General features: G+C 50.4%; 23 protein-coding genes. 22 read left to right on the forward strand and 1 reads right to left on the reverse strand.

Features of this window, described 5'->3' with window-relative positions; all coding sequences use genetic code 11:
• The first annotated feature begins 117 nt into the window (after positions 1-117).
• The gene (locus D777_RS08915; protein WP_036130808.1) at positions 118-1623 is read left to right on the forward strand and encodes an O-antigen ligase family protein; all 1506 of its coding nucleotides are present in this window, start codon (positions 118-120) and stop codon (positions 1621-1623) included.
• A gap of 37 nt (positions 1624-1660) precedes the next feature.
• Here D777_RS08915 and D777_RS08920 read toward each other — a convergent pair whose 3' ends face one another.
• Complete coding sequence (locus D777_RS08920) at positions 1661-3022, reverse strand: MBL fold metallo-hydrolase (protein WP_036130810.1); 1362 nt, start codon at positions 3020-3022, stop codon at positions 1661-1663.
• A gap of 90 nt (positions 3023-3112) precedes the next feature.
• Between D777_RS08920 and cysQ the strand changes: the two genes are divergently transcribed.
• The 21 genes from cysQ to D777_RS09025 all read left to right on the forward strand — a co-directional run bounded on the left by cysQ (position 3113) and on the right by D777_RS09025 (position 26332).
• Positions 3113-3877 (forward strand): 3'(2'),5'-bisphosphate nucleotidase CysQ, encoded by a 765-nt coding sequence (gene cysQ, locus D777_RS08925; protein WP_036130812.1) that lies wholly within the window; start codon positions 3113-3115, stop codon positions 3875-3877.
• Positions 3877-4356 (forward strand): transcription/translation regulatory transformer protein RfaH, encoded by a 480-nt coding sequence (rfaH, locus tag D777_RS08930; protein WP_051669025.1) that lies wholly within the window; start codon positions 3877-3879, stop codon positions 4354-4356. Before cysQ ends, rfaH begins: the two co-directional genes overlap by 1 nt.
• A 464-nt stretch (positions 4357-4820) precedes the next feature.
• Positions 4821-6056: a capsule assembly Wzi family protein gene (locus D777_RS08935; RefSeq protein WP_160171433.1), complete on the forward strand. Its 1236-nt coding sequence runs from the start codon at positions 4821-4823 to the stop codon at positions 6054-6056.
• A 19-nt stretch (positions 6057-6075) separates the two neighbouring features.
• Positions 6076-7548, forward strand: a complete 1473-nt coding sequence (locus D777_RS08940; RefSeq protein ID WP_081849511.1) for an undecaprenyl-phosphate glucose phosphotransferase — start codon at positions 6076-6078, stop codon at positions 7546-7548.
• 88 nt (positions 7549-7636) lie between these two features.
• Complete coding sequence (locus D777_RS08945; protein WP_036130815.1) at positions 7637-8761, forward strand: polysaccharide export protein; 1125 nt, start codon at positions 7637-7639, stop codon at positions 8759-8761.
• 4 nt (positions 8762-8765) lie between these two features.
• Positions 8766-9209, forward strand: coding sequence for a low molecular weight protein-tyrosine-phosphatase (locus D777_RS08950; RefSeq protein WP_036130817.1), 444 nt, complete (start codon positions 8766-8768; stop codon positions 9207-9209).
• 6 nt (positions 9210-9215) lie between these two features.
• The gene (locus tag D777_RS08955) at positions 9216-11423 is read left to right on the forward strand and encodes a polysaccharide biosynthesis tyrosine autokinase (RefSeq protein ID WP_036130820.1); all 2208 of its coding nucleotides are present in this window, start codon (positions 9216-9218) and stop codon (positions 11421-11423) included.
• A 350-nt stretch (positions 11424-11773) separates the two neighbouring features.
• Positions 11774-12631 carry a sulfotransferase domain-containing protein gene (locus D777_RS08960; RefSeq protein ID WP_036130822.1) on the forward strand — a complete coding sequence of 286 codons (858 nt, stop codon included), beginning with the start codon at positions 11774-11776 and terminating at the stop codon, positions 12629-12631.
• The gene (locus D777_RS08965; RefSeq protein ID WP_036130826.1) at positions 12628-13965 is read left to right on the forward strand and encodes an O-antigen polymerase; all 1338 of its coding nucleotides are present in this window, start codon (positions 12628-12630) and stop codon (positions 13963-13965) included. Before D777_RS08960 ends, D777_RS08965 begins: the two co-directional genes overlap by 4 nt.
• Positions 13966-13976: 11 nt before the next feature.
• Complete coding sequence (locus D777_RS08970; RefSeq protein WP_201443354.1) at positions 13977-15176, forward strand: glycosyltransferase family 4 protein; 1200 nt, start codon at positions 13977-13979, stop codon at positions 15174-15176.
• Complete coding sequence (locus tag D777_RS08975) at positions 15173-16108, forward strand: NAD-dependent epimerase/dehydratase family protein (RefSeq protein WP_051669027.1); 936 nt, start codon at positions 15173-15175, stop codon at positions 16106-16108. Before D777_RS08970 ends, D777_RS08975 begins: the two co-directional genes overlap by 4 nt.
• The gene (locus D777_RS08980; RefSeq protein ID WP_201443355.1) at positions 16080-17075 is read left to right on the forward strand and encodes a sulfotransferase family protein; all 996 of its coding nucleotides are present in this window, start codon (positions 16080-16082) and stop codon (positions 17073-17075) included. The genes D777_RS08975 and D777_RS08980 overlap by 29 nt, the downstream gene beginning before the upstream one ends.
• Positions 17065-18180: a DUF1972 domain-containing protein gene (locus D777_RS08985; protein ID WP_036130830.1), complete on the forward strand. Its 1116-nt coding sequence runs from the start codon at positions 17065-17067 to the stop codon at positions 18178-18180. The genes D777_RS08980 and D777_RS08985 overlap by 11 nt, the downstream gene beginning before the upstream one ends.
• A complete protein-coding gene (rfbB, locus tag D777_RS08990) occupies positions 18177-19241 on the forward strand; it encodes a dTDP-glucose 4,6-dehydratase (protein WP_036130833.1) in 1065 nt (354 codons plus the stop codon). Before D777_RS08985 ends, rfbB begins: the two co-directional genes overlap by 4 nt.
• 30 nt (positions 19242-19271) lie before the next feature.
• The gene (gene rfbA, locus D777_RS08995) at positions 19272-20153 is read left to right on the forward strand and encodes a glucose-1-phosphate thymidylyltransferase RfbA (protein ID WP_036130836.1); all 882 of its coding nucleotides are present in this window, start codon (positions 19272-19274) and stop codon (positions 20151-20153) included.
• Positions 20150-20692: a dTDP-4-dehydrorhamnose 3,5-epimerase gene (gene rfbC / locus D777_RS09000; protein ID WP_036130839.1), complete on the forward strand. Its 543-nt coding sequence runs from the start codon at positions 20150-20152 to the stop codon at positions 20690-20692. Before rfbA ends, rfbC begins: the two co-directional genes overlap by 4 nt.
• Positions 20689-21555 (forward strand): dTDP-4-dehydrorhamnose reductase, encoded by an 867-nt coding sequence (gene rfbD, locus D777_RS09005; RefSeq protein ID WP_036130842.1) that lies wholly within the window; start codon positions 20689-20691, stop codon positions 21553-21555. The genes rfbC and rfbD overlap by 4 nt, the downstream gene beginning before the upstream one ends.
• Before the next feature lie 34 nt (positions 21556-21589).
• Positions 21590-22885, forward strand: coding sequence for a flippase (locus D777_RS09010; RefSeq protein ID WP_036130845.1), 1296 nt, complete (start codon positions 21590-21592; stop codon positions 22883-22885).
• An 11-nt stretch (positions 22886-22896) separates the two neighbouring features.
• Positions 22897-23784 (forward strand): UTP--glucose-1-phosphate uridylyltransferase GalU, encoded by an 888-nt coding sequence (gene galU, locus D777_RS09015; RefSeq protein ID WP_036130848.1) that lies wholly within the window; start codon positions 22897-22899, stop codon positions 23782-23784.
• Between the two features lie 9 nt (positions 23785-23793).
• Positions 23794-25362 carry a phosphohexomutase domain-containing protein gene (locus tag D777_RS09020; RefSeq protein ID WP_036130849.1) on the forward strand — a complete coding sequence of 523 codons (1569 nt, stop codon included), beginning with the start codon at positions 23794-23796 and terminating at the stop codon, positions 25360-25362.
• Between the two features lie 7 nt (positions 25363-25369).
• A complete protein-coding gene (locus D777_RS09025; protein ID WP_036130852.1) occupies positions 25370-26332 on the forward strand; it encodes a DHH family phosphoesterase in 963 nt (320 codons plus the stop codon).
• Positions 26333-26341: the final 9 nt, after the last annotated feature.

The following is a 26341-nucleotide window of genomic DNA, read 5'->3' on the forward strand; positions in this document are numbered from 1 at the left end:
GTTTTCATCACATTGATCCGATACTGGTGAAAACTGCGAAATCCGAAAGCCCCCGCGTTAGAGCGGGGGCTTTTTTGTGTCAACCTCACTAACCCAGCCGTTAACTGAGAGAAGTCGATGGTGAGTGCAATTAAGGTAGGCCCTAAAGCAATCGGGACGTTATTGGGAGGGGTAGCATCAATCGCGGTGTTCTATTCCCTGTTCTCCGATTTTTTTCCTACCTTTTATGGGGCTTTTGACGATCAGAGATGGATTTTGTGTCTGCTGGTCCTTCTTGTCTCGTCCGTATCTCTAGTGTATGCAACGGTAAGTCACTCGGTCGGTGATTTCTTCCGCTCTGTATCCTGGCTGCTTCCTCTGTGTGGAAGCTTTTTGTTGGGAAGCTTTGTCAGTGCCGAGTCGGAGGCCTCCGCAGCGATGGGAGGTCTCTTCGCGCTTTATTTTTTGTCTGTAGGTGTTTTAGGAGCAGCACTGAAAGGTAATGAACAGGCCTTATCCAATACAGTCACTACCTTTATTACCCTCTCTTCTCTCGCCTGTGTTCTATACAGCCTCATGACGTTAAATGTCTATTTGTTTGCCTTTTTGGATGGTATCAAGGCAACAGAGGCGATAATTCCTTGGGGATTCGTCAATATTCGATACTGGAGTCATCTTGCCTCCTGGTTGATCCCCTTGTTTCCGCTCGCGTTGATGCTGTCCCCACTCAGGTCAAATAAGCTATATCGCTACATCTTGGGTGTGGGTGCCGGTATATGGTGGTGGATGCTAGTACTCTCATCAGCAAGAGGGTCGCTTGTTGCGATCCTCTGTGCTCTCGTTTTTGTTAGCGTTTTTTTTGGCCGGAAATCGTTTCCTTGGCTGAAATTGATCTTTCAGCATATTTCTATCGGAATGTTGTTCTGGCTAATCCTGTCGGTGGTCGTTCCTTTCTTTGCGTTTGACGACGTGAGCGGAGGGAGTGCCATCCGGTATGACTCTTCTGGTCGTTGGCCTTTGTGGGTTGAAGCGTGGAGCATGAGCTTTCAAAACTTTCCTTTCGGAATGGGAGGCCACTCATGGGTCAGCCACGAAACGATCACTGATTTATACGTGAATAGCCCGAAAACGTCGCATCCCCATAATATGTACCTGATGTGGGCTGCTGAGTTTGGATGGCTGTGCATCTTTGCGTTCGCAGTTGTCGGCGCGAGAGTGTTGTACCTGCTCTGGCAGCGCAAGGTGGTCGGTTGTAGTCGCAACACAAACCGCGAATCGTTGGCTGTGGGTTTGACGAGCTCTGTCGTCGCCGGGTTGGTCCATGCGAGCGTATCGGCCGTGTTCCTGGCTCCGGCTTCAATGTTGGTGGGCTTGTTCGTTTTGGCTTTCTTCTGGGCGCTGATTCAGAGAGAGAAAGTTGCAGCGCCGAGAGAGATTTCCCGTCAAGGGCGATGTTCTCAGCTTGTCTTCGGCTCTCTTGTCGCTGCCATTGTTGCGTTTTCAGGGGGACTCTGGCTTTTGAAAGTGGAAAACTACTACCAAGCAATGGCTGGTGACCTTGTATATTACCAGTACGAGCTCAAGCAGGGGCTGAAGCCCGGGTTCTGGTTTCATGGTTACTTCCCGAGAGGGGGCGCCAATTAGACCGCATTGCTAATTGGCTCCATTCTGGGGGGTGGAGTTAGATTGTTACCTCTTCAAACAGTTCTGGCACTTCAACGTTCCAGCCGAATTTTTCGGAAACATGCTTCCGCATCACGTCACTGGCAACAACCTCTCCATGAGTGATGTAGACCTTGGACGGCCTGATATCTCCCTGCTCCAGCCAATCCAGAATCTCACGGTAATCTCCATGGGCTGACAGAGAGTTCAAGTTAAAAATATCTGCTTTTACCGGCCAGTACTCACCGTGAATCTTCACAGATTCAGCGCCGTTAACAAGGGCGTCACCACGAGTCCCGGGAGCCTGGAACCCTGCAAATACAATACTGTTGCGAGGGTTGGGGAGGAGGGTTTTCAGATGGTGCAATACTCTTCCACCACTGGCCATTCCGCTTGCAGATATTATTACGCAGGGGTAGCGAACGGCATCCAGTTCAATAGATTGCTCGACAGTTCTGACGAACTCGGTGCTGTTGTCAATGAGTTCGCACTGCGCAGAGCTGAGTTTATGTTCCTTGCTGTGTCGGCAAAAAATTTCGGTGGCTTTGATTGCCATGGGGCTGTTGAGAAATACCGGCAGTTTCGGGATGCGTCCTTCCTTGATGAGTTTGTGAACCACATATAACAGCATTTGAGCTCGCCCGACGGCGAAAGCGGGGACCAGCACAATACCGCCTCGCCCTGCGGTGCGGGTGATGATATCCGCAAGTGTCGCTTCGGGGTCTGTCTCCTCATGAATCCGGTCTCCGTAGGTGGATTCGCACACCAGGACATCGGCGTTCTGGAGTGGCTCTGGAGCTCTCATGATGATGTCGTTCTGTCGGCCTACATCACCGCTGAATACGACCGTTCTATCGGTATCCTTGTGGTGAACGTGAACGCAGGAAGAGCCCAGAATGTGTCCCGCAGGAGTGAATGTCACCTCCATGCCCTTCATCGGCTCGAACGTTTCGTGGTAATGCAACGACTCAAAATGCTTCAGGGCCTCCCAGGCATCTTTCTCAGTGAACAGTGGCTCGGGATTTTTGTGTTTAGAGAAGTTTTTCCGGCGGGCGTATTTCGCGTCCTCTTCCTGAAGGAAGCCTGCATCCGGAAGCAAAACCTTGCAAAGCTCATGGGTCGCCTTGGTGCAGAATATCTTTCCCTTGAATCCGTTTTTTACGAGAGCCGGCAGGTAGCCTGAATGGTCAATGTGCGCATGGGTTAGCACAACCGCATTAATGGTTGATGGATCAACGGGAAACTTTGCCCAATTCCGCCGGCGCAGGGTCTTAACACCCTGGTACATCCCGCAGTCGATGAGCATTCGATGCTTGTCGTCTGATAGCAGGTAGCGGGAGCCTGTCACGGTGCCAGTTGCGCCCAGAAAGCGAAGTTTCATATGTGCGTCCTTAGAGTACTCTGTTTTCCAAGTGATACTATGGCCTATGATAGTTGATAACGTTTTGACATGAAGCAGGAAGCATAGCCAATGCATTACAGCTCGATTCTCCCGGATGTTATCAAGGTGGCTGACGAGGCCAGTGAAAAAGTCCTCCACATCTATCAGTCGGACTTCCAGGTGGCGTATAAAGAGGATCGATCGCCAATCACTGCCGCAGATACGGCGAGCCACGAGATAATCGTTAAGGGACTTCGTAACATCAGTCATGACATTCCGGTGCTGTCGGAAGAAGGGAAAAGCATTCCCTGGGAAGAGCGTAAGCACTGGCGCAGATTCTGGCTGGTCGATCCGATTGACGGCACGAAGGAGTTCACGCAGCGCAATGGAGAGTTCACCGTGAACATAGCGATGATTGAAGACGGTGAGCCGGTGATGGGGGTTGTTATCGCCCCTGCCTTGAAAGAGGCGTTCTGGGGTGTGGTGGGCGAGGGCGCCCACAAGCGCGATCGAACCGGGCGGGTTTACCGGATCCGGACCGCCGAGCCCAAAGCTGAGAAAAGAGTTGTCGCCAGCAAAAACCACCTAAATGAAGAAACAAAAGCGTTCATTGCCAAGCTTGGTGATCACGAATTGGTCCAAGCGGGGAGTTCGCTCAAGTTCTGCCGTGTTGCGGAGGGGCATGCAGATATCTATCCGCGCATTGGTCCAACCAGTGAGTGGGACACCGCGGCGGCTCAGGCTGTTCTTGTTGCCGCTGGTGGGAGTGTGAAACAGCTTGACGGTAGCCCCGTTGTCTATGGCAAAGAAAACGTATTGAACCCAAACTTCGTGGCTTCCGGTGGTTGGTACTGATGGTTTGGTATGTGATCCAGCACAAGCCCGCCCAGGGAGATAGGGCGCTGGCACACCTGCAGAATCAGGATATCCCCTGCTTTTATCCAAAAGTAACGGTTGAGAGTGTTAGGGCTGGTAAACGGACTAGCAAGCTTGAACCGCTGTTTCCTGGATATCTGTTCGTGAATATGGAACAAACGGACCCCGCTTGGGCAAAACTTCGTTCTACCAGAGGGGTGTTACGGGTCGTTGGTTTTGCCAATAAGCCAACGCCTGTTGATGAGGGGGTCATAGCGCAAATCCGGAATGGCCTTGAATCAGTGAAGGGAAATGGCGGAATCAAGCCGGGCCGGGTTGTGGAGATGAAAGAGGGGCCTTTCGAGGGACTTCAGGCTGTTTTTCAGGCATTCGATGGGCATGAACGAGCCGTTGTCCTTATCGGTTTCATGCAGAAGCAGCAGAGGGTAAAGGTTCCTGTTTCGTCGCTTAATTTATGAATCTTATCTGAGTGAAAATTCCACAAACTAGTTAGTGTTGCGCTGCTTTAACAATCGTTAACGGCTCTAAGTCTCTGAAATCAATGCTCTCCACCCTATTGTCACTTGCTTGTCATACGCGATGCCGTAGAATCGTCATGCTTCTGACACATAACACTCATTACCCGACATGGAGTTGGTTGGGAACTCTTCCCCTCCGTTGTCGTTATATCCGTGTCTTTCGGAAAATCAGATTTATGACCTCAAAACACTGGACCCTGGTCGGTGGGGCGGTAGCGTGCCTGGCATCGATTCTTGAAATTGGCTCAGCTTCTGCCTCTCCTTGGGTAGAGCCAGGAGACGCTTATGAGCGCTTTCGGATGCAACACTACGCTGATCGAGGCTTGCTTGATGCGACAGTGTCGTCCTGGCCCCTATCGCGAAGTAATGCGAAGTTGGTAAAGGAGTCGGAGTCTGACAGGTTCTTGTGGAATGAGGTTGGGGGTAAGATCGGTACGGATGTTCATCTAACGCTCGGCGGTGCTACAAGTCCCGACATGATCGGCGGATTTGGGGATAGCCCGAACGAGCAAGGAGAAGTGGATTTTACCCTTGACTACGTCGGGGATGCCTTCGCGATTGCGTTAAGCCCGTCCTACGTGCCGGATCCAAGTGACGACGAGACAGTGCGGTTTGATGGCAGTTACGTGGCGGGTACGCTGAGTAACTGGACTTTTGGCGCTGGCTATATTGATCGTTGGTGGGGGCCGGGTTGGCAGTCCAGCCTTATATTGTCAGATAACGCCCGGCCACTTCCTACTGTTTGGTTCAACCGGCGTAATACTCACACCGCCCGGAGCCCCTGGTTGAGTTGGTTGGGGCCTTGGAACTTCACGGCGTTCGCAGGTCAGTTCGAGACGGAGCGTGCGATCCCTGATGCAAAGCTGGTCGGCATGCGTTTGAACTTTCGCCCATTGACGGGATTGGAGATCGGTTTATCTCGCCTGATCCAATGGGGCGGTGAGGGCCAACCGGAAAGCCTGTCCAGTTTCTGGGACTCGTTCAGGGGCAACGATAACTTTGGCTCAAACGGTGTCGATCCCGGAAACCAGCTTGCAGGTATCGACTTACGTTACGGTTTTGCGTTCAACGATCATACCGTTGGTCTATACACTCAGGTAGTGGGTGAGGACGAAGCCGGCTACCTGCCGTCCCGTAAGGTGTATCAATTTGGTATTGATTGGACGTCCCAGTGGTTTGGTGGCAGTCAGCAGTGGTATCTGGAGGGTGTGGATACCTTAACTGAAGGGTTGTTCGGAAGTGAGCGCCGCCCCAATTACGCGTATGAGCATTTCAACTACCGGAGCGGAATGCGGCACCTTGGTAGAAATATTGCTACAACGTTCGATGCGGATTCTCGTGCTATTACTCTAGGCACCTATCATTTTTCGAACGCTGATAGGCTCTGGCGGTTCGCACTGACCTACGCAAAATTAAACCGTGACTGGGGTAGCCGATTCCTTAAGGGCGGAGGCGATGACGTTGATTACTTTGTGCCCCTGGGTTCGAAAGAGGTGTTGGTTGCAGATTTAAGGCACGAGCGCCCGCTGCCAATTGGTGATCTGATGATTGGCCTGTCTATTGCTTCAGATGCAATAGAAGTGGCTGGTGATTCGGTAGATGAAGTAATGGGGGCAATTGAATGGCGAGTTCCTTTGTAAGTGTGAGGGTTAGCGACCAATGAACGACTTTTTGCGAGTGCCGCCTGTGAGCAATCCTGAAGCCAGGGTTAGGCTGGTCAAGAGAGTTCATGAATCGCCACTATCCCCCCGGACCAGCGGTTCGGTCAAACTGACATTTTGGATTCAATGGGCACTGGCGAGCTTGGTTCAGGGGGCTGTCCTGGCAGCATTTGCGCTGGATAAATCTGGCGAAGTGGCATCGCATTACCGAATCTTGATGGTGATGGCATCATTTATTGCCGTCCCGCTTTGTGTGTTGTTTCGAACCTACAGCCTTCAGAATGGTTATCTCGTCGGTGTAGCCCGGATCGGCGCAACGTGGGCAACCCTCGTCGCGATACTGGCCTTCGTTGCGTTTGCCACGAAAACCAGCGAGCTGTTCTCGCGGGAAGTTATACTGCAATGGATTGGCGGAAGTTACATACTTCAGGCGCTCATGTTTCTGCCATTGCACCGAATCATGAAAAACAGGGACATTGGGCTCGTCTCCCGGAAGCCCTCGCTGGTGGTCGGTTCGGGTGACCTCGCGTTGGATCTCGCGATAAAGCTTCGTTACGAACGCCACGAAGACTTGCTGGGCGTAGTGGCGCTCGATGACGATGATCCTGACAACGTCGTGGAAGCCGCAGCTTATTTTCCGACCCTTGGTGTTGTCAGCCAGCTACGGACGATTCTTGATGAAAATGACGTTGGCCGCGTATACATTGCCTTGCCCGCCAAAGAAACTGATCAGATAGAAGGGTTGTATGTTGACCTTCTGGATCAAAACGTGGACGTGGTTTGGGTGCCTGATTTTGCGAACCTGAAACTTCTCAACCATAGCATTCAGAACCTCGGAGGAATGCCTGCGATCCACCTGAATGAAAGCCCGCTTACCTCCTACCCCGGTTCTGCGTTAATGAAGTCCCTAATGGACAGCACACTCGCTTTGTTGGGTGTGATAGCGCTGTCGCCAATTCTTCTGGCATGTGCCGTAGCGGTTAAGTTCTCTTCCCCGGGGCCGGTGCTCTTCAGGCAGAAACGGCATGGTTGGAACGGAAATATCATAGAAGTCCTGAAGTTCCGCTCCATGAAAGTGCACAGTGACACGCAGGTAAAGCAGGCTCAGAAGGAAGACCCGCGAGTAACCAGAGTAGGGCGTTTCCTGAGGCGCTCCTCATTGGATGAACTTCCTCAACTCTTCAACGTTATCAAAGGCGATATGTCCCTGGTGGGACCCCGGCCTCATGCTGTCGCCCATAACGATTATTATTCGGACAAGATCATTGCCTACATGGCGAGGCATCGCATCAAGCCAGGCATTACCGGATTGGCTCAAATCAGTGGTTACCGCGGAGAGACGGATACACTCGACAAAATGCAGAAACGTGTCGAGCTGGATTTGGACTACATCAACCACTGGAGTCTTTGGCTGGATGTAAAAATCCTGATCAAAACACCGCTGAGCCTCTTCTCGAGAGACATATACTGACAACAGGGACAGATTGCACAACCTTTTACAATTGCGCATTATGTCTTCCCGATTGAGTCGCTAACTATAATTTGGACCCTAAGCTTCAATGAAACAGCTCGTAGCTGCCTTGCTCGTTACAATGGCGAGTGGTTGTACCGTCATACCCGGATCGCACATACCATCAGGCCAATCCCATTGGTATGAAACAGAAAACGATTCCGACAAAGTTGATCTCGAGAAACAGGTTGATATCTACGCGATCACCCCTGGCCTGCTAGCTGAACAACGCTCACAAGCCTCTCCGGAGCCTGTCCTCAATCGCAGCCTTGAGCAAGAGCTAAAAACATACGATTACGAAGTGAGCCGAGGGGACATCCTCAACATAACCGTCTGGGACCACCCGGAACTCACAATCCCTCAAGGCTCGGATAGAAGCCCTTCTGAGGCGGGGAACTGGGTTCACAGCGATGGAACCATTTTCTACCCCTACGTGGGCAAAGTTGACGTTGCAGGCCTGAAAGTGACAGAAATCAGGGACATACTGCGTGAGCGGCTCGTGGAATACATTCAAAACCCTCAGGTGGATGTGACCGTAGCCGCTTTCCGTTCCAAGCGCGTTTACCTCACCGGCGAAATCAAGCAACCCGGGACGCAACCCATAACCAACGTTCCACTCACCTTGCTCGAGGCCGTGGCCCGGGCGGGTGGACTGACTGAATTCGCTGACTGGACGGACGTTACGCTTACCCGGAATGGGCATTCCACAACGTATTCCCTGAGAGACCTGTACAAGCAGGGGGATACCCGCCAGAACATCTTGCTCCGCCCCAATGACATTGTGCACGTGGCACGCAATGACGCCGCCAAAGTATTTGTACTGGGCGAGGTAGTTGAACCTCAAAGTATCAATTTTGGCCGCAGCGATATCACCCTCGCCGACGCGCTGACAGACGCTGGTGGTTTCTCCCAGGCGACTGCCGATGCGAGCGGCATCTTTGTTGTCCGAAAAGCGCCGTCAGAATCTGACAAGATTGCCAACGTTTTCCAGTTGAACGCGAGAAACGCGACCGCATTAGTGTTGGCCGATCAGTTTAAGCTCCAGCCTAGGGATATTGTTTACGTAACAGCTGCCCCCATTGCCCGGTGGAACCGCCTGATTGCCCAAATCCTTCCGACGGCCCAGGCGATATATTTCTTCGCCCGGGCTGAAGATGAAGTAACCAACAACTGACGCCATGTTTAAAAACATACTCGTAGTGTGCGTGGGAAATATTTGCCGCAGCCCAATGGGTGAGTACCTCCTGCGCCACAAGCTCAGCCACAAACCGGATATGACCATCGAATCCGCCGGCATAGGGGCCCTTGTGGATAAACCCGCCGATGAAACCGCCCGGCAAATCCTGATGGAAAACGGCATAGACGCCACTAATCACAAGGCACGGCAAGTCACCAAAGAGATGCTGGCGCAAGCCGATCTAATTCTGGCCATGGAAGAAAAGCACCTGAAGCATCTTTACGACATGGCACCCCAGGTGCGCGGAAAGGCCTTTTTGATGGGTAAGTGGCTGGATAATCAGCCAGTGCCGGACCCATACCGCCAGCAGCGTCCCGCTTTTGAACACGCCTATAAACTGATCGACCAGGCCTCCGATGCCTGGCTCAAATTCCTGGATAAATAACGCTCCATGACAGACCAGACCAACACCACCCAACGCTCGGATGACGACGAAATTGATCTGCTGGCCCTGTTCGGCACGCTCTGGGACCACAAGTGGCTGATCGTTGCCTTTACGTTCTGTTTTGCCGTGGTCGGTGCTGCCTATGTGCTACTCGCGACGCCTGTCTACAAGGCAACGTCTTTAGTGCAAGTGGAGGATCAAGAAGCGTCCATGCCGGGCATGGAAGACATTTCCAGCCTGTTGGGCTCTACCTCCACTGCCACTACTGAAATCCAGCTCATTAAGAGCCGCAACGTGCTTGGCAAGGTGGTGGATGAGCTGAATCTGGATATCGTGGTGGAGCCGAACTACTTCCCACTGATTGGCAAAGCCATCGCGCGCAGGTTTGTGGGGTCAGAAGGCGAGTTGGCTGAGCCGTTAATCGGTGAGAGCTTTGCCTGGGGCGGGGAAGAGCTGAAAATCGCTCACATGACGGTGCCTGCCATTGAGTTTGGTAAAGCTTTGAGTCTTGAGGCAACTGATAATGGTTGGCGCCTGTACAACTCCGAGGGTGAATTGGTGCTCGAAGGGCACGTCGGTGAGACCGTCACAGCCGGCGACTACTCCCTGATGGTAAAAGTATTGAACGCACGGCCCGGAACAAATTTTGATGTCACAAAGCGGCGCCGCTTCAGCGCGATAGCGGACTTGCAGGAAGAAATTGGCGCGAGCGAGCAGGGCAAGGACTCCGGCATCATCCTGATGAGTTATGAGAACGAGGATTACCGGCTCGCGGAACAGGTGCTTAATGATGTGGGCGACAATTACGTTCGCCAGAACGTTGAACGCAACAGTGCCGAAGCTGCCAAGTCACTGGACTTCCTACGCCAAAAACTACCAGAGGTGAAAAAAGAGCTGGAGGCAGCGGAAGAGCGCCTTAACCAATATCAGATTACTGCTGAAACGATCGATATAACCGCGGAAGGTGAGGCAATTCTGGATCAAGTCGTCGAGTTGGAAAAGCAGATCTCCCAGCTTGAGATACAACGGGCAGAAATTGAGCAACGCTTCCAGCCAACGCACCCGCGCTACAAGGCCTGGACTTCCCAGATGGAAGAGCTCCGGCAGCGCCGCCGAGAGCTGGATAGCCGTATTGGTGGCTTGCCGGAAACCCAGCAGGAGCTGGTGCGCCTCCGAAGGGACGTGGAAGTAGGTAACGAAATCTACCTGCAAATGCTCTCCAACATTCAGCAATTGGATATTGTGCGTGCCGGAACGGTAGGCAACGTAAGGGTGGTTGATGAAGCGGCTGTAGATGTCGAAGACCCGGTAAAGCCCAAAAAGGCTCTGATCGTAGCCATTGCCGTTCTATTGGGTGGTTTCATCGGCGTCGCTATAGTGCTGATCCGCTCCGCCTTTAACCGGGGCGTCGAGAATGCCGATGATATTGAAAACATCGGGTTGCCGGTATACGCCGGTATCCCACTCTCAGAAAGCCAGGAAGCCTTGGGCCGCAAAGCCAGCAAACGCAGCCCTCGAAGAACCCAACAAGGCTCTAAGCTACTCGCAGTTCAAAATCCAGCTGACCTAGCGATTGAAGCCTTACGCAGCCTGAGAACAAGTTTGCATTTCGCGATGATGGACGCAAAGAACAATATCTTGATGATTTCCGGCCCCAGCCCGGGAGTGGGTAAAACCTTTGTGTCGACAAACTTGGCGGCTGTGATGGGACAGGCAGATCAGAAGATATTGTTGATAGATGCAGATATGCGTAAGGGCTTCTCCCACGAAATTTTAAACGTAAGTAACGCCAGGGGGCTATCGGATCTTTTATCTGGACAAACGACTTTGGAAGAAGTTGTTCATTCTACTGAATGTGAGAATTTGGAATTTATTCCTCGTGGTACGGTGCCCCCGAATCCATCTGAGTTGCTTATGAGCAAGAGATTCGAGGATCACATCGTGCAGCTCGCTCAGAACTACGACTTGGTTATTATCGATACTCCGCCAATTCTTGCAGTGACCGACCCTGCTATTGTCGGTAAACACGCCGGCACGACTATGCTAGTGACCCGGTTTGGTTTAAATCCGATAAAAGAAATAGAGTTGACACAACGTCGATTCGAACAGAATGGTATTGGAGTCAAAGGAGTGATTTTCAATGCTGTAGTAAAAAAGGCGAGTGCTTACGGTTATGGATACTATGCTTATGAGTATAAGACCGACAGGGCTTGAGTCGGAAGGCTTGCTACAGTGCACAACACTTGATCCAATTTCTGCTGATTTTCGCTAAAAGAAACCTCGCGCAGTTCCACGAAACCTTTGAGGCATTCCGCCGCACAGCCGATGAAGTATTAGATAAAGGGCGTAGTTTTGGACTGACTGCCCTTAACAGATAAGAGGCCTTTTGTAGCTGTTGCTATAAGTATTTAATGTCTTTCATGTCGGAAAATAGTTTGTTTATGTGAAGATTGAAGCGATTTTGTTTGAAGTAGATTGGTTGCACAAGTAGGTGGCTGTCAAAATTCCTTTCCAAATTTAGTGATCATAGAATTTAGAGAGATTTTAATGGAGTTCGTGTCGATATGGAAAATAAGGTCAATCTTTTTGTTGTAGGAGCTGCTAAGTCCGGGACAACATCGTTAACTGATCTTTTCGAAATGACAAACGATATTTTTGTTCCCCAAATGAAAGAGCCTTTTTATTTCATAGATGAAGCGATTGGCATAACTAAAGAGTCAGAATATTTAAGTCTATATAAAAATTCTGAAAAAAAGTCCGTGCGCGTTGATGCATCAACCGGCTACCTTTTCGATTTGAATGCATGCGACAGTATTTATAAGTATAACCCTGATTCGAAGATATTGATCGTCTTACGAAACCCAATTGATATGGCATTTTCCTTGTGGTCATATATGAAGCGTAATGGTGTTGAGGATAGGTCGTTTGATAAGGCTTTTTTTGAAGATGCTGTTCCCGCCAAATACTCTGGGCAAGGTTGGGCAAAGAACTACCTTTACAGAGAGAGAGCAAAATACTACAAACAGGTAAGCCGATATCTGAATCGTTTTGAAAGCGTTAAAGTCATAACTTTTGAGGAGATGGTTCAAAGTTCGGAATCTGTTCTTTCAGAGATTTTAAACTTCCTTGACGTAGACTTCGACGGTGAGCTCCTTTTGCCCAAATCAAACGAAGCTGGATCGGTGAGGTGGACTTTTCTTAAAAAGATTCGTGACAGACGCTATCCTCTGCTTCGTAAGATTATTAATCCTTCCGCTAGGGCATATTTGCGTAAATTGACTAGAGAAATAAACACGAAAGGTAGTAAAAAAGAATGCTTGTCCATTGAGGAAAGGGCGCATTATATAAGCGCGTTTGAAGCAGACGTAAACAGTCTAAAAGAAATAGGTGTAGCAGTCGATTTATGGAAAGACTTTAAGTGACTGATATTAGGTCTTTGGTTTTTATTGCTACTTTAATTCTTGCTGTCTCTGGTTTTAGCTTTTACGCTATTTATCCAGTGAGTTCGTATCAAAGTGTTTCGAGAGAGCTTCTTTTCGTCTTTTTATTGTTTTTTTGTTTTGGGGTTCCGCTTGCCTACCTTCTTAAGAGCGGATGGAGTAGAGAGTATCCAATTTTTGCGGATCCAGTTGTTTACTTTCCCTTGATCTTTTGCCTGTACTGTGGGCTCGGGGGGATTACATATGGATCCGAGCTAGAGGTTTCTAAAGAAGTCTATTATTACTACTACTTACTTATATTTTCGTTTTTCTTGGGATGCTTCGCATCAGGAATTTTTGAACAAAAATCTTCTAAATTTCATTCGTTTAGTCCTCAAGCAATTGATGACAGAGTTTTCTCGACATTGTTAATTTTTGTTTTAATAGTTGCGCTTGTGTCGCAAGTCCTAATACTAAATAAAGTGGGCTTGGTGTTTCTTTCATCGGACTTCCAGTCTGAGCGAACAGGGGTGATTGATAGAGTCGGGGGATACCTTTATTATCTATCGCTTCTGTCAATCGACTTTGTAATTCTATCTTTGTTCTATCGTGTGCTCAAAGGACGATTCCCGTTTAATAGGGTGTTCTTTGTCAGTGCTATGTTAGTTTGCATTTTAATACTTCTTTCGATGGGCAGCCGAACAAGAGTTATTTACCCTCTGCTTGTTTCTTTTGTTTTTCTTTACCTTCTCTTCCCTAAGAAGGTCCCTTTAAGTAAAGTTATTTTATTGATAGTTTTTTTGGCGATTTTTCTTTTTGTATATGGTTCTATTAGGTATATGACCGGCGAGGGCGGGACATTTGGCGAGGCATTTTCAAGAATTTTTCTCGGAGAGATCAAGTTATCGTCTATAACTTTTGACATGGTTCAAAAACATGTTCCGGATAGCTTGGATTTCCTTGGAATGAAGGTGCTAGTGATGCCGTTTTTAACGTTGTTACCTGGTGATGATGAGGTCCTTGTTAATATTCTAAAAGAGTCACTTGGTCTGACGTACGAAGGTGGTGGGTTTACCCCCTCCTTGACCGGGTCTTTATATATAATCAATGGAATTTGGAGCGTGGTTTTCGGTGGATTTCTATTTGGTTTGATGATGAGGAAAGCGTATTTTATTGCGAATCGTGCTGGTCCTGAAGCGAAACTCCTGTTCGCATTTTTGATCGTATATAGTTTAAACTCACTGAAAGGTGGTTTGTTTAAGGATCTGGAACCGGTTTGGCATGCAACAGTTCTTTACTTTACAGTTTTTATAAGCAAAAAGTTGTCTATTAAATAATGAAAGTATTATTGGTTCATAAATTTCATCGGTTAACTGGCGGAGCGGAAGTTTTCTATTTTGAAGTCGCGAGGGTATTAAAGAAGAATGGACACAAAGTCGCTTTTTTCTCTACGGAGAACGAAGAGAATATTGATACTGGTGATACAGCTTTCTCTGTGAAGGCGCCGGGTTATTCCAATGGTAATATTTTCTCTAAGGTATGGAATTCCCGAGATATCTTTTATTCTTCATTGAAGAAAAAAAGGATGAAAGAGGCAATCGAAGAGTTTAAGCCAGATATCGTTCACGCATTTGCCATTCACGTTCATTTAACTCCATCGGTCTTAGAGGCGGCTAAGGAAGCTGGCGTCCCTGTCGTTATGTCTTGTAACGATTATAAGCATATCTGCCCAAATTATAAATTGTATGACGGTTGGTCAATTTGTGAAGACTGTAAAGGAGGTCACTTCTATAATGCGATTCTGAAACGGTGTAGCAAAAATTCGTTGATTTTTAGTACTGCCTCTGCGGTCGAAGCATATATACACGAATCAAAGAATGTTTACGACGATCTGGTAGATAAGTACCTGTTTGCCAGTGAATTTATGCTAGAAAAAACAAAAGAATTTTGGGCGAGTAAATCTGTAAACTACGGAATCCTCCGGAACCCTTTCGACTGCTCTAAGCAGGAGCCTGTTTATGGCGGAGGATTTGCACTGTATTTCGGCCGCATAGTCGACGAGAAAGGCGTTGATAGAATTGTCCAGTCAGCAAAGAATATTGACTTCCCGATCAAAATTGTTGGCGACGGGCCGGAATTGGCGCAGTTAAAATCTGTGGTCGAAACGGAGTCAATAACTAATGTCGAATTCCTCGGCGCGCTCTGGGGGGATGATTTAGACAAAATCCTTTCATGCGCAGCGTTTGTCATCGTACCTTCTCTCTGGCACGAGAACTTTCCTTACGTGATTTTCCAATCATTTGCAGCTGGTAAGCCGGTAATTGGTTCCCGACGCGGCGGCATTCCAGAATTAATTGGAGCTGATCGGGGGTTAATTTTTGATCCCGACAGTGTCAGCGAACTTTCCAATGCTATTAGGTGGATGAGCGAAAATCCTGATCAGGCTATCGAGATGGGCCGTAAAGGAAGGCATTTTGTTGAGAATGAGTTCAATGACGATAATTTTTACAGGGAGATTATGTCTAATTACAGGAGTGTTTTGGGGTGAAGGTCTTTGTTCTTGGCGGAACGGGTTTTATCGGAAGCCATATAGTAGCGAGGCTTCGTGTTCAAGGACATGAGGTTTCGGTTGGTTCCCGTGGCAATTCAGGTAATAGATTTCATGGCGTTGCCTACCATGAGGTTGACCTGGCAAGTGGCAGAGGGCTTTTGGATGCGCTTATTGGCGTGGATTTGGTGATTCATTGTGCAAGTGCAACCGTCCCGGCTTCAAGTGCCGTAAATCCAGAATCGGATATTGAGTCAAACCTTGTCGGTACTTTGAAGTTGCTGGAGATTATGCGTGAAATCAACGTTAAAAAGATGGTGTACTTGTCTTCTGGTGGGACCGTATACGGTGAACCTGCTGACAACCCTGTTCCAGAATCCCATCCGCTCAATCCAATATCGAGCTACGGGGTGGTTAAAGTAGCTGTTGAGCATTATCTGGAAATTGCGAGTCGAGAATGGGGGTTGGAAAAGATCATATTCCGTCCGTCCAACCCCTACGGTGAGGGGCAAGTGAACAAAGCGGGCCAGGGTTTGATCGCCGCGGTCATTAGTTGTGCCTTACATAACAAGCCTGTCTCCATTTTTGGCGATGGGAATACGGTCAGAGACTATATCTACGTAGGAGATCTGGCCTTGCTGATTAGCAAATCTGTAACTTTTGAGAAAACTGGAACATTTAATGCTGGCTCCGGGCTGGGGGTTTCTGTCAATGAAATCGTCAATAAGGTTGAGGATATTTCTGGCCGGCCCCTAAAAAAGGAATTTTCAGAGAAGCGGCGGTTTGATGTAGAAAAAGTTGTTCTCGACTCAAGGAAATCTATGAGTGGTTTTTCATGGTCTCCAGAGACAGAACTTTCACTGGGGATCCGGAAACAGTTTGTATGGATGGAGGACGTTTGTTTTGGTCGCACAGTTGGACCCTGCCTTTAAAGCGATAAGCAAAAGAAAAACTTTCACCAGATTGATAAGTTACTTGTTTTATGAAGGGCGTCCTTTAACAACGAAAGGCCGTTGGATTAACCCTTTCGTTTTTTTATTGTATCGATTTCAACGGCATTTGCCGTTTGCCAAAATAGTTAAGGACCCTGTCTTCATTCTTGGTACAGGGCGAAGTGGTACTACGATTTTAGGGGTTACACTGGGGATCCATCGCGATGTGGGATTTCTTAATGAGCCAAAGGCGCTTTGGGCGTACGCTTATGAATCGGAGGATTTGATTGGAAGTTATAACGACGGGCAAGCATTTTATTCAATAAATTCAGATGAAGCGACAATAGAAGTTAAAAAACGACTCCATAGAGTTTTTGGACACTATCTGCGCTTTTCTGCCTCCTCAAGGGTAGTAGACAAATATCCGGAACTGATCTTTCGAGTTCCATTCGTTCGAGAGGTCTTTCCCGGTGCGAAGTTTATTTTTCTTTTCCGTAATGGTTTTGACACTTGCACGTCTATCGAACATTGGTCGGCCCGCTTAGGCGTGACAAAGGACGGGGAAATACATGACTGGTGGGGAAAAGATGATCGGAAGTGGAAACTACTTTGTGATCAGATAGTTGCTGAAGATACTGTCCTCGGTAAGCATGCCGGGGTTATCAGAGCCTATTCCGACCATAAGTTAAGAGCCGCTGTCGAATGGATAGTAACTATGAAAAAAGGCTTGGAGCTGACGGATCGGTATCCGGAGATAGTGCTCCCCGTTAGATACGAAGACTATGTTGGTGAAGAGCGTGTTCGAGACCAGGTTATTGAGTTTTGTGGGTTGGACGAAGACAAGAATTACTCTGAATACTGTAAAGCTGTCCTGACGCCGGTCGAGCCAAAGGCGGAAGTTAGTCTTCCTCCTGAAATCCAATCGGAATTTTCTCGCGTGATGAGCTTGCTTGGTTATGAAAGATAAACATCTAACAGTTCTTGGTATTCGGGGCGTTCCGGCCTCTCATGGAGGATTTGAGACATTTGCCGAGTACTTGTGTCCGTATCTGGTCAAGAGAGGTTGGCGGGTGACTGTATACTGCCAAGAGGAGGGAACTGCTCCGATCTACGAGTCAGAATGGGAGGGAGTAAAGCGTATTCACATTTCTGTAAAAAATTCCGGACCATTGGGAACGGTTATTTTTGATTTCATATCAGCATGGCACTCTCTTCGCCAAACAGGCATTTTTTTGACTCTGGGTTATAACACGGCAGTGTTCAATCTGCTTCATCGTGTTCGCGGGAAGCTGAATGTCATCAATATGGATGGCATCGAGTGGAAAAGGAAAAAGTGGGGGAGGGTTGCAAAAAGTTGGTTTTGGCTTAATGAGCGATTCGGCTGCTTTTTTGGTAACCAGCTTGTTGCGGATCACCCTCGCATAGAAGATCACTTAGCGACCCGCACGAGCCGAAAGAAAATCACCATGATTCCTTACGGTGGTCTGGAAATTCAAGACGCCGATGTGAACATTCTTAAAGAATTCGGGCTCTCCGCCGGTGATTATGCCATCGTGATTGCACGCCCTGAACCTGAGAACTCCATCCTGGAAATCGTCGAAGGGTTTTCCGGGAAACGGCGGGGAACAAAGTTGGTCGTGTTGGGTAATTACCAAAAAGACAACACTTATCATCAGCGCGTCATAAATGCAGCCTCCGACGAAGTCATTTTCACCGGTGGTATATATGATATCGAAAAAGTAAGTGCTCTCAGGTTTTTCGCCCGTTGTTATGTTCACGGCCACCAAGTTGGTGGCACCAATCCCTCTCTTGTAGAAGCTATCGGTGCCGGTAATGCCATTTTGGCTCACGATAACGAATTCAATCGCTGGGTCGCAAAGGATGGAGCAATATATTTTTCGGGTAAGAGGGACGTCGATCAAGCATTTGATCTGATTTTTTCAGATGATGAACTGGTAAAAAAGTTGCAACATGCGACCCTTGCAAACTTTCAGGCTAATTTCCGTTGGGAAAAAATTCTTTCTGAGTACGAGGCACTTTTGTTGAAACACTACCCCAGGGTTATGTCATGAAATTTCTTGTAACAGGAGGCGCTGGCTTTATTGGCAGTGCAGTGGTTCGGCACATCATAGGTAACCGGCTCGGCGATGTTGTCAACGTGGATATCCTGACTTATGCCGGTAATCTTGAGTCTTTGAGCTCGATCAGTTCTGAATCTAATTACTTTTTTGAGCAGATCGATATATGCGATACAGACGCGGTTAAGTCCGTTTTTTCGAAACATCAGCCAGATGTGGTGATGCACTTGGCCGCTGAGAGCCATGTGGATCGATCTATTGATGGCCCGGACGAGTTTGTGAAAACGAATGTCTTTGGAACCTTTAATCTTCTGCAAGTTGCGCTTGACTATTATCGTGCCCTAGATGATCAAGGGCAGAGTCGGTTTCGTTTTCACCATATTTCGACCGATGAAGTTTATGGTGATTTACACGGAACTGACGATCTGTTTACCGAGGAAACCTCTTATTCGCCGAGCTCGCCCTATTCGGCGAGCAAGGCAGCTTCTGACCACTTTGTGAGGGCATGGGGGCGTACGTATGGGCTGCCGGTGGTCGTTACGAACTGCTCCAATAATTATGGCCCCTATCATTTTCCGGAGAAGCTGATCCCGCACATGATTCTCAATGCCTTGGCCGGTAAACCCCTGCCGGTTTATGGCGATGGTTCGCAGATACGTGACTGGCTCTTCGTAGAGGACCATGCAAGAGCGTTGGTTGAGGTGATTACTCGGGGCAAGGTTGGCGAAACCTACAATATTGGTGGTCACAACGAGAAGCGGAACCTTGAGGTTGTGGAAACCATTTGTGATTTGCTGGAGGAACTGGCACCGGAGAAACCCGAAGGTGTTGGCAGGTATCGAGATCTGATTACCTTTGTGAAGGACAGACCTGGCCACGATGTTCGCTATGCGATTGATGCAACTAAGATTGAGCGTGAATTGGGCTGGACGCCCGAGGAGACTTTCGAGACTGGTCTGCGCAAAACGGTTCAGTGGTATCTCGATAACCGAAGCTGGTGGCAACGAGTTCTGTCCGGGGAATATAAGCTGGACCGGATCGGCGGTTCGGTTTAAGCAACACACGCTGAACGACAGGGAATTGACGTGAAGAAGTACAAAGGCATTATCCTCGCAGGCGGCTCTGGCTCCCGTCTGCATCCCATTACCATGGGCATTTCCAAGCAGCTGTTACCTATCTACGACAAACCGATGATCTACTATCCGCTCTCGGTACTTATGCTGGCGGGTATTCGTGATGTGCTGGTTATTTCCACTCCGAACGATCTGCCGGGTTTCCGAAGGCTGCTCGGCGATGGTCAGCAATTTGGCATCGACATTTCTTACGCAGAGCAACCCTCGCCAGATGGATTGGCGCAGGCATTTGTGATCGGTGCGGATTTTATTGGTGATGACAACGTGTGCCTGGTGCTTGGCGACAATATTTTTTATGGCCAGCACTTCTCGGAAAAGCTTATCGCCGCAACGCAGCAGGAAACCGGCGCCACGGTCTTTGGGTACCATGTAACAGACCCGCAGCGTTTTGGCGTTGTGGAGTTTAACGGGGAAGGGCAGGTACTGAGCATTGAAGAAAAGCCCTCTGAGCCAAAGTCCAATTACGCGGTTACCGGGTTGTATTTCTACGATAACGATGTGATCGATATTGCCCGGTCTATCCAGCCCTCTGCACGCGGTGAGTTGGAAATTACGGATGTGAACCTTGCCTACCTGGAGCGGGGTGATTTGAACGTGTCACTGCTCGGGCGAGGGTTTGCGTGGCTGGATACCGGAACCCACGATTCGCTTATCGAAGCGGGCCATTTCGTGCAGACAGTTGAACACCGCCAGGGCCTTAAGATTGCCTGCCTTGAAGAAATTGCTTTCCGCAAGGGGTGGGTATCGGCTGAGTGGTTGGCAAAGCAGGGCAGTCATCTCAATAAAACCGGTTATGGCCAGTATCTGTTGCGGTTGGCGGAGGAACAGGTATGAACGTAATTCCATCGCGGCTGAAGGATTGCGTGATTATTGAGCCCAAGGTATTTGGTGACCATCGCGGTTTTTTTCTAGAAACCTTTCAGGCTGCTCGTTATAAAGAACAAGCGGGTATTAACCGTGCGTTTGTTCAGGATAACCATTCCCGCTCCGCCCAGGGCGTTCTTCGAGGCCTGCACTTCCAGGTGAGCAAACCCCAGGGTAAGTTGGTTCGGGTAGTGCGGGGAGAGGTATTCGACGTTGCCGTGGACTTGCGGCGGGAATCTCCCACATTTGGTCAGTGGGAGGGTGTCTATCTTAGCGAAGACAACAAGCGTCAGTTCTGGGTTCCACCCGGATTCGCCCATGGTTTTGTGGTGGTAAGTGACGTCGCAGATTTCGAGTACAAATGCACAGATTATTACGACCCCACTGATGAGGGCGCCATTCGCTGGGACGATCCCGAGCTTGGCATAGAATGGCCAGCGGGGATTGAAACGAAGCTGTCAGAGAAAGACGCAAACGCACCGTCGTTTCGGGAGTTTTGCGAATCATGAAGGTTGTGATCACTGGCGCGGACGGCCAGTTGGGCCAATGTCTGCAGGATCGGCTCAGCAATACTCCTAATAAGGTTTTCCCTCTGAGCCGTCGCGGCCTGGACATTACCGATACAGAGGCTGTTTTGGATCACATCGTGGCTATTGATCCAGATGTAATCATCAACGCGGCCGCATACACGGCTGTGGATAAAGCAGAGTCCGACACGGAAGCAGCCTGGGCGGTGAATGCCAAGGCTGTGGAAAATCTGGCTTCTGCTGCGAATAACGTATCTGCGTTATTTGTGCATGTCTCTACAGATTACGTGTTCGATGGTTCGTCATCCAGCCCTTATAAAGAGGCAGACCCTGTTAATCCTACGGGGGTATACGGTGCCAGTAAATTGGCGGGTGAGAAGGCTGCACAGCAGGCGGAACGCCACATTATTGTTCGAACTGCCTGGGTATTCAGCGAGTATGGCCATAACTTTCTCAAAACGATGGTGAGGCTTGCGGGGGAGAGGGACAGCCTGTCTATAGTCAATGACCAAACCGGTACGCCCACGTATGCCGGTGACCTCGCTGCGGCTCTTGTCCATTTGTCTGAGGCCTTGCCGGCCAATGGCGTGTACCACTTTTCAGGAGGTGAGGCCTGCACCTGGTTTGATTTTGCCCGTGCTATTTTCGCCACCTGCGAGGAATTGTCGGAAGGCTTTAATATGCCGCAGTTGACTCCGATTTCATCCTCCGAGTTTCCCACCCCTGTGCGTCGCCCAGCCTACTCGGTGCTCGATGGGCAGCGACTGAAGGAAGAAGCGTCTGTTAGTGCGGGTGATTGGCGGATCGCTCTCTTGCCTGTGTGCAAAAAAGTGCTGTCTTTGTGAGCTGCCTCTACGATAGGGGCGGTAAGTGATCCGTATGAAGTTCAAGGCCGACAGCGTTCTGTTTCAAAGCTTCCTGGCGTTCTCAGTGAAAGGGCTGGGTGCGGTAGCCGCTTTCATCATGAACCTGGTGCTGGCCCGGGTCCTCGGGGCGGAGCAGAGCGGCTACTTTTTTCTCGGTTTCACCGTCATCATGTTTCTGGGCGCAGTAACCCGCTGCGGCTTTGATAATGTGGTCCTTCGCCATACCGCTGCCGCAAAATCCGAAGGTGATTGGCAGGCCGTTCGGTATGTGTTTATGCGAGGGGCAGCGGTTACGTTTGTTGCCTCGGCTTGCGTTGCGACCTTCTTGTGGTTGTGCGCGGGGTTCCTGGCCAGCGCCGTTTTCAACAAGCCTGATTTCGCACCGGTGCTCGCGTCGATCGCCCCATCCGTGGTTTCTTTTGCGCTGCTCTGGCTGATTGCACAGAGCCTTCAGGGGATGGGCCGGGTTTCTGCCGCTATTATCGCAATGAATGTGGCAGCCAACATTGCCTTGATCATAGCGGTCTGGTTTTTTGGCTTTAGGCTGGGAGCCCAGGCTGCGTTGGCTTACAGCGTTGGTTCTTTTCTGGTTCTTGGCGGGTTCCTGATGCTCTGGCACCTCAGAACAACGGGGCCAATCAGACCGGCCGCTTACCGTATCTCCCTGCGCTCTATGGTTGCCTCAGCCTGGCCGCTCTGGATCGTGCTGTTGATGACCCAGTTGATTCAGTGGACGGGGCAGTTTGTAGGCGGGGCCTACCTGCCGCCTGAGGAAATTGCCCAACTGGCTGTAGCCCAGCGCACGGCCATGTTGGTCAGTTTTATTTTGATGGCCGTCAATATGGTCGTGGCGCCCCGATTTGCAGCGCTGCACGCAGCAGGGAATATGGAAGGTTTACGCACTATGGCACTTACCGCCGTGCGATTGATGGCGCTCGGGGCCGCGCCAGTGGTTGCCGTTATGTTGATTTTCCCGGGGTTCCTGATGGGGCTATTTGGGGAAGGGTTTTCCGGAGGTACGGTATTGCTGCAGGTTCTGGCTGTGGGCCAGTTTGTCAACGTTCTTACAGGCTCTGTTGGATATCTCTTGAGCATGTCTGGACACGAACGGGACCTGCGCAACACCTTGTTGATTGTGGCGCCCATAAGCGTTGCGATCACTTTTATTCTTGTTCCTCTCTATGGGGCACTTGGCGCTGCCCTATCTACTGCACTGGCCGTGGGGGCCCAGAACCTGTTGGCGGTTTACTGGGTGAAGCGCCGACTTGGCTTTAATACCCTAGCTGTTTGGCGTTCAAAATCTGCTTAATGGAGTTGTAAATGCAAGGAATTTGTAAGGCGGTGATTCCAGTCGCCGGTCTCGGCACCCGTATGCTCCCGGCCACCAAGGCCATTCCCAAGGAAATGCTGCCGATTGTGGACAAGCCGCTCATCCAATATGTGGTGAATGAGTGCATCGCTGCCGGTATCAAGGAAATTGTATTGGTTACCCATGCCAGTAAAAATTCCATTGAGAACCACTTTGATACCAGTTTTGAACTGGAGTCTATGCTCGAGAAGCGCGTTAAGCGCCAGTTGTTGGAGGAGGTGCAGTCGATTTGTCCCGAGGATGTTACCCTCCTGCACGTTCGTCAGGGTGAGGCCAAAGGGCTGGGGCACGCTATCAGCTGCGCGCGGCCGGCGGTTGGCAACGAGCCCTTTGCAGTTTTGCTTCCCGATGTGCTGATTGATGATTACGCCTCAGATCTTCGCAAAGACAACCTGGCAGCCATGGTGCGCCGCTACGAAGACAGCGGTGCCAGCCAAGTGATGGTGGAGCCGGTACCCGGCGACAAAGTTTCCAGTTATGGCGTGGTGGATAGCGGCGGCAGTAATCTCGCCGAAGGCAGCTCTTCCCGGATGCATGCGATTGTTGAGAAGCCGGCGGCGGATCAGGCCCCATCCAATCTTGCGGTGGTCGGTCGCTATGTGCTCTCTGGCTCGATCTGGGATTTACTTGAGAAAACTCCGGCCGGCGCTGGTAATGAAATTCAGCTGACGGACACCATAGGCATGCTGATGGAGCAGGAGCCTGTTGAAGCATTCCACATCCAGGGTCGTTCCCATGATTGCGGTAACAAACAAGGGTATATGCAGACATTTGTAACTTATGGCCGTCGCCATTCGGAACTGGGTGAAGCCTTCAATCAATTTCTTGAAGGCTCGTAAAGCTCCGTTATGAATATTTCCAAGCTATTAACCGCATTCTGTGAACATACCCCAGACCCGAATTGCCCTGCTGAGCGCGTCAGTTTTGGCACGTCCGGGCACCGAGGATCGTCGTTGGCCAGAAGCTTTAACCGACACCACATTCTGGCCATAACACAGGCGGTGGTGGATTGGCGGCGCCAGCAGGGCATTACTGGCCCCGTCTACGTGGGCAAGGATACCCATGCATTATCCGGTATGGCGATGGATGCCGTGCTTGAGGTGTTGGTGGGCAATGGTGTCACTGCACGAGTTGATGCTAATGGTGGCTATACACCCACGCCGTTGGTTTCCCATGCCATCCTTTCGCACAATACAAGCGAGGCGCGACTGGCCGACGGCCTTGTTATCACGCCCTCCCATAATCCGCCGGAGGATGGGGGCATCAAATACAATGGTCCTGATGGCGGCCCGGCCCCTACGGACGCGACGGGTTGGATCGAGCGGCGGGCCAACGAGTTACTTGAAGCCGGGCTCGCCGGGTTGAAGACCTCTCCGAGTCAGTCGGTCGCACAGGCGACCGAGCCCTGGCCTTATGTGGACCACTATGTTCGGCATCTGGATCGCGTTGTGGACATGGCTGCGATTGCATCGAGTGGTCTTAAACTGGGCGTGGATCCCATGGGTGGATCTTCGCTGGCGGTATGGGAGGCTGTAGCAGAGCGTTTTGGTCTTGATCTGGTGGTGGTAAACCGGCTTCAGGATCCGGAGTTTGCCTTTATGCCGCCGGACCACGACGGCAAAATTCGCATGGATTGCTCCAGTTCAGCGGCTATGGCGAATTTGCTGCGGATAAAAGACCGCTTCGATCTCGCTTTCGGGAATGATCCGGATGCGGATCGCCATGGCATTGTGGATTTGGGTGGGTTGATGAACCCTAACCACTTCCTCGCCGTTTGTATCGATTACCTGCTCACCCACCGGCCCGATTGGTGCAAGCATCCACGGGTGGGTAAGACTCTGGTTTCTTCGTCAATGATCGACCGTGTGGTGGCCGGCCATGGTGGCACGCTCTTTGAGGTTCCGGTTGGTTTCAAGTGGTTTGTTGAGGGATTGCATCGGGGCGAGATTGTTTTCGGCGGTGAGGAAAGCGCCGGGGCCAGCTTCCTGACCTTCGATGGTAAGCCTTGGAGCACGGATAAAGACGGAATTATACCCTGTTTGTTAGCGGCTGAAATTACATCCAAAACAGGCCTGCTTCCGAGCGAGCACTATAAAAGACTGGCGGCCAGATTCGGCGATCCGGTCTACCGGCGGAGGGATTTTCCAGCATCGTCGGAACAGAAACAACGCCTGAAAACCCTGGAGCCTGCCAGTTTGCCGTTTACTGAACTGGCCGGTGATCCCATACAGGAAGCCGCTACAACCGCTGCAGGCAATGGCGCTCCGATCGGAGGCCTGAAGGTTAGCACTCAGAATGGTTGGATTGCCGCTCGGCCTAGCGGCACGGAAAACCTGTGCAAAATCTATGGTGAGAGTTTTATGGGTGAAGAGCACCTCCAGGCCATGCTCGCACAGGCCGAAATGCTGCTGAATTGAGGAAAATATGCACACCTACGATGTATTCAACGGCGATGCCGACGGCATTTGCGCACTGATCCAGCTTCGCCTTGCAGAACCCAAAGAAAGTACCCTTATTACCGGTGTGAAGCGGGACATCGAGCTCGTAAAACAGGTGCCGGCCACTGAGCCGGTAAGTGTTTCTATTCTCGATGTCAGTCTCGATAAGAACCGTCGTGCGGTGGATGCGCTGCTCGCGGCCGGCTGTTCTGTTTTTTACGTGGATCACCATTTCCCGGGTGAGGAGCTGCCGGAGGCACCGGAATTCGAGGGGCTGATCGATACCCAGCCCACAACTTGTACCAGCTTGTTGGTGGATCAGCATCTTGACGGTCGGTTCCACAACTGGGCTATTGCGGCGGCGTTTGGTGACAACCTCAATGCAGTGGGTGAGGAGCTGGCAGCCCAAGCTGGACTGTCCTCTGAGCAGGCGGAGGCGCTAAAAACGCTTGGCGTCTGCATCAACTATAACGGCTATGGCGCGACGGTTGAGGACCTGCATTTCCACCCTGCGGATCTGTATCGGGAATTCGTGAAGTATTCGGATCCGCTGGAGCTGATTGAGTCGGCTCCTGATGCCTGGCGGCAACTGAAGGATGGTTACGAGGCGGATATGGCCCAGGGATTGGGGGCGCCCGTACTCACGGAATCTGGTTCATCGCTGGTGGTGAGGCTGCCCGATGAGGCCTGGGCACGCCGGGTAAGTGGTGTGCTGGGTAACGAATTGGCAAACCGAAACCCGGACAAAGCGTGTGCCATTGTGACTGAGAAAGCAGATAGTACTTACTTGGTGAGCATCCGGGCGCCTTTGAACAACCGTACTGGCGCGGATGAGGTCGCCCGCCTGTTTCCGACGGGCGGTGGGCGCAAAGCGGCCGCAGGCGTGAACGAACTGCCGGCCAGTCAGCTGGAAGAGTTTCTGAACGTAATGGCAAATTTCTGGAGCTAAAGGATTAAC

This window comes from Marinobacter nitratireducens (assembly GCF_000708045.1).
Classification (GTDB): Bacteria; Pseudomonadota; Gammaproteobacteria; order Pseudomonadales; family Oleiphilaceae; genus Marinobacter; species Marinobacter nitratireducens.